Raw genomic sequence first — 7,185 nt, 5'->3', positions numbered from 1 at the left:
GGAGGTGACCGCCGAGATGCTGCGCCGCTTCGGCCCGCACACCCCGCCACCGCTGCGGGCCGTGTTCGCGAACGTGGCACTGCTCCGGGCGCCGATCACCTGGCTCTTCGGCCGGCTCGGCAGCGAGACCAACGCCATGACCCGGACCACCGTCGCCATCACCACGCTCGAAGGCAGCTCCGGGGCCAACGTCCTCGCCGCCACGGCGAAGGCCAACGCCAACATCAGGGTGGCGGTGGGGGAGACGGTCGAGGGCACCATGGCACTGCTGCGGAAAATCATCCGCGACCCGAAAGTCGGACTGCGCGTCGTGGAGGGCAACGACCCGTCTCCGGTGTCGCCGTCCTCGGGGGCCCAGTGGGACCTGCTGGCGGACTGCATCGGGCAGGTCTTCCCCGAGGCGATCATCACCCCCTACATCATGATGGGCGGCACCGACTCGCGCCGTTTCACCGGGATCTGCGGTGCCGTGTACCGCTTCGCGCCCTTCTTCATGGACGTCCGGGCCCGCGGCTCGATCCACGCCGTTGACGAAAAGATAGGGCTCGAGGCGCTGGAGCAGGGGGTCCGGTTCTACGAAACACTGATGCGGGAGCTCTGAGTCATGCGGCGCCCCGGCTACGATGGCACCATGACAGGGACGGCCCCTTCTTCAGCAGGCACCGCAGGAATCCGGAGCGCTGTGCTGCGCACCTGCGCGGCGCTCGCGGTCGCGGTGGCAGCCCTTTCGGGCTGCAGCAGCGACGGCAAGGGGACGCCGGTCTGGACCGCCGGCAGCAGCGCGGCGGACAGTGCGAGTCCCGGTGCGAGTGAGAGTGCGACGCCGTCAGCCACCACTGGTGCCGCCGCCTCGGCCAGCGCTTCCCCCACCCCGGGCTCGAGCGCAGCGGCCTGGAAGGTCTTTACCGACCCGGCAAAGTCCGTCAGTTTTGAGGTGCCGCAGGACTGGATTGTCCAGTCCGTAGCTCCCGACGCCGGTGCTCTGCCCGGGGCGCTGAAGATCACCGTCAAGGACGCCGGCGGCGCCTACCTGGCCACCTTGCAGACCGGCCTTCCCCCGCAGCCTGCCGCGGCCTGCCCGGACGACGCCGCCCGCAACTACGTCGTGGTCAGCAGCGTGCCGGTTGACCTGCCGCACGCCGGCGGCGGGGGAACCATTGACCCGCACGTGGTGTTCCGGGTGGTCCACGGCTACAAGTACTTCGGCTCCTACGGCATCACCAACGTGGTGGGCGGCGCCGGCGGCAAGAGCTGCGCGTTGCAGAACGTGGTCCGTGGCCCGGCCGGCAAGGGGGACTATTCGTTTGGGGACCTGACAGTGCTCAAGGCGTTGGCGCCGGACCAGAAGGTTGCCCCCGCCAAGGCGTTCGACACTCTCGACCAGGCGGCCAAGTACGTCAACGAGGGGTCCGAATTCGCGAACGTCCAGCGGATGCTAATGTCTCTGAAGATCAAAAACTAGTCCCGCCCGCCCCGCACATCCCCCGGGCCGTTGACGGCGGCTTTTCCTGCACCCACCTCAATCCCACATCCCGGAGACAGAGATACATGGAACGCGCCGTAGCCGCCCGCCTGGCCTTCAAGACCGTTGCCGAAACCAAGGTGGCTCTCGCCGTGGCCGTGGCCCGGAACGCCGGCTACGACTCGATTGACGAATCGCTCAGGGTGACCGCGGGAGGCGGGGACGTGCCGCTGACCGAGCTCTCGGACCATCACGGCGGCCGCTTCCACTACATGGAATTCGCCGAACCCACCGACGTCCTGGTTGAGTATTCGGCCACCGTGACCGGCTTCGCGCTGCCCGAGGAACCCGGGCTCATGGAACTGATCCGCTATGTCCGGCCCAGCCGCTACGCGGAATCGGACCGGCTGTTGCCCACCGCCTACGCCGAATTCGGCGGGCTCCAGGGCGAGGAGCTGCTCCACGCCGTCCGGGACTGGGTTTTTAACGAGCTGCGCTACGTCAGCGGATCCTCGCGGGGGACCGACGGCGCGGTCGAAACACTGCTGCACCGGCGCGGCGTCTGCCGGGACTTTGCCCACCTCGCCATTGCCCTGCTGCGTTCCAAGAACGTCCCGGCCCGGCTGGCCGCCGTCTACGCCCCGGGACTGACCCCGATGGACTTCCACGCCGTGGCCGAGGCGCACATCAAGGGCGCCTGGCACGTCATCGACCCCACGGGGCTGGCGCCACGGGAGAGCATGCTGCGGATCACGGCAGGACGCGATTCCTCGGACACCGCCTTCCTGTCCACCGTGGGCGGCAGCCTGTCCCTGAAGGAACTCAGCGTCACCGCCGTCGTCGATAACCTGCCGCAGGAAGACCCGGCGCAGCTCGTCGCGATCCACTAGGCAGTGCGCGGCCGGGCGGCCTCAGCGCACGGCCTCCGCACACGGCCTTAGCGCCCCGAGACAGCGGCGCGGAGCTTCTCGGTCAGCCGCAGCAGCTCCTGCTGTTCGGCGGCGGAGAGGGCCGGGCCCACGAGCGCGGCGATGTCGCGCACGTGTTCCCGGCCGATCTGCTTCTGCAGGTCCCGTCCGGCATCGGTGAGCCGGATGAGGATCCCGCGGCCGTCCTCCGGGGCTGGAGTCCGTTCAACGAGCCCACGCTTTTCGAGCCGCTCCACCAGCCGGCTCAGGCTGGACTGGCTCAGCAGCACGTTGTCGTTGAGCTCGTTCAGGCGCAGCCACCCGGAGGGGCAGCGGGAGAGCGTAAACAGGACGTCGTACTCATTGAGCGCCAGGGCTTTGAATGCCGGCGCCGCCTGCAGCTTGCGCATCACCGCCACCTGGGCCCGGAACAGGGACTCCCAGGTTTCCGCGGCCAGGCGTACCGGCGATTCGGTAGTCTTGGCGGGCATCATGAGCCCTGAATGGTGGTCTCCGCCGCGGCGGCGTCGGCGGTGCCCGCTGCCAGCGCGGCGGCAACCCGGCCGGCGTGCGTCGGCGGTTCGGGAACGTGCGCCGGCTTGAGCGCGGCATATTCCTTGCGCAGCACCGGCAGCACTTCCTCGCCGAACAGGTCCAGCTGTTCCAGGACGGTCTTCAGCGGCAGGCCGGCGTGGTCGATCAGGAAGAGCTGGCGCTGGTAGTCGCCGAAGTACTCCCTGAACGACAGGGTCTTTTCGATCACTTCCTGCGGGCTGCCGACGGTCAACGGGGTCTGGGACGTGAAGTCCTCCAGCGAGGGGCCGTGGCCGTAGACCGGGGCGTTGTCGAAGTAGGGACGGAACTCCTTGACGGCGTCCTGGGAGTTCTTCCGCATGAAGAACTGGCCGCCGAGGCCCACAATCGCCTGGTCCGCCTTGCCGTGGCCGTAGTGCTCATAGCGTTCGCGGTAGAGGCCGATCAGCTGCTGGTAGTGCTCCTTGGGCCAGAAGATGTTGTTGGCGAAGAAGCCGTCACCGTAGTACGCCGCCACTTCGGCGATCTGCGGCGTGCGGATCGAGCCGTGCCACACGAAGGGGGCAACGCCGTCGAGCGGGCGGGGGGTGGAGGTGAAGTTCTGCAACGGGGTGCGGTGCTTGCCGGACCAGTTGACGGTGTCCTCGTCCCAGAGGCGGCGCAGCAGGGAGTAGTTCTCGATCGCGAGTTCGATCCCGTCCTGGATGTTCTTGCCGAACCAGGGGTAGACGGGGGCGGTGTTGCCGCGGCCCAGGACCAGGTCCACGCGTCCGTCCGCGAGGTGCTGGAGCATCGCGAAGTCCTCTGCGATCTTCACGGGGTCGTTCGTGGTGATCAGGGTCGTGGCCGTGGACAGGATGATGCGCTCGGTCTGGGCCGCGATGTACGCCAGCGTGGTGGTGGGGGAGGACGAGAAGAACGGCCGGTTATGGTGCTCGCCGAGGGCGTAGACATCCATGCCGATCTCTTCGACCTTCTTGGCGATCGCCACGGACGCTTTGATGCGCTCGTGCTCAGTCGGGGTGCGGCCCGTGGTGGGGTCGGTAGTGATGTCGCTGACGCTGAATACGCCGATCTGCATGGTGTGCCTTTCCGTGGCCGGGGTGGATCCGGGATCTGTTTCTACTATAACCGATTTAGATGCATTTGCATCTATCGAGCGGTATAACGCCCGGCCCGGACGAATATTCCCGCGTCGTTCCGGCCGGGTTTCCCGCCCCGTCTTCCCGGCCGCGTTGCCGGCCGCGTTCCCGCCTTCGGCGACGGCGCGGGCCTAGGATGCAATCAATCGGCTGGCCGCGAGGTGCCCGCCCTCCCGGAAGGCCGCCATGCGCCGTGTTGTAGCTTTTCTGTGTCTGGTGGAGCTCACCAGTGGAATCCTGCAGGGCTATTACACGCCCATCCTCACCGATATCGCCCGGCACCTGGGGATCCACGACGCCGACGTCAACTGGTTCGAGGCCGCGCAGCTCATGGTCAGCGCCCTCGCCGTGCCGGTGCTGGCCAAGCTGGGGGACATGTACGGGCATAAGAGGATCCTGCTGGTTTCCACGCTGGTCACCGCCATGGCCTCCTGGGGCGTCGCGCTTGCCCCGGACTTCTGGACCTTCCTGGCCGCGTGGTCGTTCCAGGGTTTCTACGTGGTCTGGCTGCCCCTGGAAATTGCCCTGATCTTCAGCCGCGTCCATCAACTGCCCGACGGCGCCGCCCGCACGCGGCGCGCGGCCGGCGTCCTCGTCGGGGCGCTGGAAGCCGGTGTCATCGCCGGGGCGCTCGCCGCCGGTGCGCTCGTGGAAGTGTTCGCGGGCCAGCTGCAGCTGGTGCTCCTGGTCCCCGCGGTGGCCGTCTCCGCATGCTGGTTCGCGGTCAGGTTTGGCGTGCCGGAGTCGCGGGAGCGCAGCGGCGGGCGCGTGGACACCCGCGGCTTCACGCTCCTCGCCCTCGGGCTGCTGCTCATCACGTCCGGGCTGACCTTCATGCGCCTCAACGGGGCCGGCGCGTGGTGGCCGTGGGCGCTGGTGGGAGCCGGAATTCTGGTGTTCGTTCCGTTCGCGCGGTTCGAGCTGCGCGCGGCCGATCCGCTCGTCGACATCCGAATGCTGCGGGGTAAGTCCATGTGGCCCGTCCAGCTGACCGCCGGGCTCTTTGGCGTCTCGGTGCTCGGCGCGCAGGCCCCGCTGTCCACCTTCGCCCGGACAGATCCCGCGCTGCACGGCTACGGCCTCGGGCTGCGCGCCGGGCAGGTCTCCATCATCATCGGCGTCTATGTGCTGGCGCTGCTGGTGGGCGCGCTGCTGTACCCGGTGGTGACCCGCTGGCTCACTCCGCGCTGGACCCTCGTGGGCGCCGCCACGCTCGTGGGCCTGGGCTACCTGCTGTTCCTGCCGTTCCACGGCAGTCTGATCCAGGCGCTGGCCAACATGGCGATCGCCGGTGTCGGCTCCGGGGCGCTCGTGGCGGCGCTGCCGTCGGCGGCCGCCGCGGCCGCGCCCCTCAATCGGACGGCGATGGCCACGGGTTTGACCAACACCACCAAGACCATCGGCGGAGCCTTCGCGTCCGCGGTGTTCGGCATCGCCCTGGTCAGCCACGTCCTGGCCGAGGCCGGGGCCGGCGCGGGGGACGCCGGTCAGACCGCGGCGCCGCTCGCCGGCTACCTCACGGTATGGACCATCTGCGGGGTCACCGGGCTTGCCGCGGCTGCCGCGCTGGTGATGGTGCCCCGTCTGGCCTTCTCCGACCCGGCGGCCGTGGCCGCCGCACCGCTTAGGGCCGGCTCGCACTAGGGGTGGCCTTCCTCCCCGGCGACTGAGGAAGTATGTTCTTAGCGTGACGGGTAGGCGGAGGTACCAGCGGGGGCGGACGGCGGCCGCGGCTGTCCTGGTGGCAATCAGCTTTTTGGTTCCGGGATGTTCGGCACCCACGGTGCTGGCCCCGGCGAGCACGGTGGATGCGCGTGCCGTGCTGGAGGATTTCAAGTCCCGGGACATGGTGGGGCACTTGCAGGCGCTGCAGCGGGTGGCCGATGCCAACGGCGGGAACCGGGCCGCGGGGACCTCGGGGTATGAGGAGTCGGCCCGCTACGTCGAGGAACAGCTGCGCGCGGCCGGCTATGAACCGGTGCGGCAGACCTTCTCTTTTCGGCGTGATGGCCGGGGCAAGGCGCGGGTGGAGTCCTTCAACATCCTCGCCGACACGGTTGGCGATGCCGGGCACACCGTGGTGGTGGGCGCGCACCTGGATTCCGTGCAGGAGGGCCCGGGCATCAACGACAACGGCAGCGGGGTTGCGGCGGTCCTGGAGACCGCGCGGTGGATGAAGGAGGCCGGGATCACCCCGGCCAACCGGGTCCGGTTCGCGTTCTGGGGCGGCGAGGAGGACGGCCTGTACGGGTCCCAGCACTACGTCGACGAACTCAGTGCGGCCGAGATCGGCCAGACCGCGGCGAACCTGAACGTGGACATGGCGGCCTCGCCGAACGGTGTGCGGTCCGTGCATGACGGGGACGGATCGGATTTCGGCGACGCCGGCCCGGCCGGGTCCAAGGCGATCGAGGACATCTTGTTCCGGTACTTCCAGGAGAACGCGCTGCCGGCCGAGACCACGCCCTTTGACGGCGGCTCGGACTACGACGCCTTCCTCTCGGCCGGCATTCCCGGCGGCGGGCTGTTCACCGGCGATGTCGAGAAGAAGACCCAGGCCCAGGCGCGGTCCTTTGGCGGGGTGGCCGGCAAGGACCTCGATCCCTGCTACCACGAGGCCTGCGACACGATCGCCAACACCAACCCGGACCTGCTCACCGAAATGGCCGGCGCCTTAGCCTACGGCACCGTGGCCTACGCGATGGCCAAGTCCGGCTAAACACCAGTTTCGCCTTTGACACGAATCTCAAAACGGTGTCCCATCCCTCGTCCCGTTCGCCGTCGCAGTTGGCCGAGGAAGTGGGATGTCCATGGCGCCGGCGCCCATGTCCGCCGGATGCCCGGCGGCCCGCATTTTTCCGAGTAGCCCGGGGTTGCCGAAGGTGAGAAACGCTGCCGAATCGGGTAGTTAATCAGCCGTTTGAGGGGAAAAGACAGGTACCCGCTACTCAGGTGCTGTGAGTTTCCTGAGTTTACGATAAGAAACGGAAAAGCATTTGGGCAGGCGTCTAGGATCTGCCCAGTTCCCGCCTAGAGCACCTCTACTAGAGCACCTCTATACGGGAGTAAATACGGGCCCCGTGAAGCAACGGTCAGTGCGCCGCAGGCGCTGCACTGTCCCCTTCCCGCGCCCGTCATC

The 7,185-nt window shown here is 68.3% G+C and carries 7 protein-coding genes; 5 read left to right on the top strand and 2 right to left on the bottom strand.

Features of this window, described 5'->3' with window-relative positions; translation table 11 throughout:
* The 3 genes from Y706_RS0100360 to Y706_RS0100350 all read left to right on the top strand — a co-directional run.
* A partial coding sequence (locus tag Y706_RS0100360; protein ID WP_028275048.1) for a M20/M25/M40 family metallo-hydrolase occupies positions 1–601 on the top strand: 601 nt, incomplete at its 5' end.
* Between the two features lie 30 nt (positions 602–631).
* Positions 632–1,462 (top strand): hypothetical protein, encoded by an 831-nt coding sequence (locus tag Y706_RS0100355; protein WP_028275047.1) that lies wholly within the window; start codon positions 632–634, stop codon positions 1,460–1,462.
* An 86-nt stretch (positions 1,463–1,548) separates the two neighbouring features.
* Positions 1,549–2,352 (top strand): transglutaminase-like domain-containing protein, encoded by an 804-nt coding sequence (locus Y706_RS0100350; protein ID WP_028275046.1) that lies wholly within the window; start codon positions 1,549–1,551, stop codon positions 2,350–2,352.
* A gap of 47 nt (positions 2,353–2,399) precedes the next feature.
* Here Y706_RS0100350 and Y706_RS0100345 read toward each other — a convergent pair whose 3' ends face one another.
* Entirely contained in the window at positions 2,400–2,861 is a 462-nt protein-coding gene (locus Y706_RS0100345; RefSeq protein WP_028275045.1) for a MarR family winged helix-turn-helix transcriptional regulator, read from the bottom strand.
* Entirely contained in the window at positions 2,861–3,985 is a 1,125-nt protein-coding gene (locus tag Y706_RS0100340) for an LLM class flavin-dependent oxidoreductase (RefSeq protein ID WP_028275044.1), read from the bottom strand. The genes Y706_RS0100345 and Y706_RS0100340 overlap by 1 nt, the downstream gene beginning before the upstream one ends.
* Before the next feature lie 277 nt (positions 3,986–4,262).
* On the opposite strand from Y706_RS0100340, the gene Y706_RS0100335 reads away from it, so the two are divergent.
* On the top strand, positions 4,263–5,690 hold the full coding sequence (locus tag Y706_RS0100335; protein WP_343213010.1) for an MFS transporter: 1,428 nt from the start codon (positions 4,263–4,265) through the stop codon (positions 5,688–5,690).
* A gap of 175 nt (positions 5,691–5,865) precedes the next feature.
* The gene (locus Y706_RS22720; protein ID WP_253906656.1) at positions 5,866–6,765 is read left to right on the top strand and encodes a M20/M25/M40 family metallo-hydrolase; all 900 of its coding nucleotides are present in this window, start codon (positions 5,866–5,868) and stop codon (positions 6,763–6,765) included.
* Positions 6,766–7,185 lie beyond the last annotated feature (420 nt).

The organism is Arthrobacter sp. I3, assembly GCF_000520575.1.
In the GTDB taxonomy this organism is placed as follows: Bacteria; Actinomycetota; Actinomycetes; order Actinomycetales; family Micrococcaceae; genus Arthrobacter; species Arthrobacter humicola_A.
The sequence above is the reverse complement of the archived record's forward strand: the minus strand, read 5'-3'. Positions and strand labels throughout refer to the sequence as shown.

Coding starts and splice junctions, on each gene's coding strand:
- Y706_RS0100355 (WP_028275047.1), top strand. CDS start 632: ATGACAGGGACGGCCCCTTCTTCAGCAGGCACCGCAGGAATCCGGAGC.
- Y706_RS0100350 (WP_028275046.1), top strand. CDS start 1,549: ATGGAACGCGCCGTAGCCGCCCGCCTGGCCTTCAAGACCGTTGCCGAA.
- Y706_RS0100345 (WP_028275045.1), bottom strand. CDS start 2,861: ATGCCCGCCAAGACTACCGAATCGCCGGTACGCCTGGCCGCGGAAACC.
- Y706_RS0100340 (WP_028275044.1), bottom strand. CDS start 3,985: ATGCAGATCGGCGTATTCAGCGTCAGCGACATCACTACCGACCCCACC.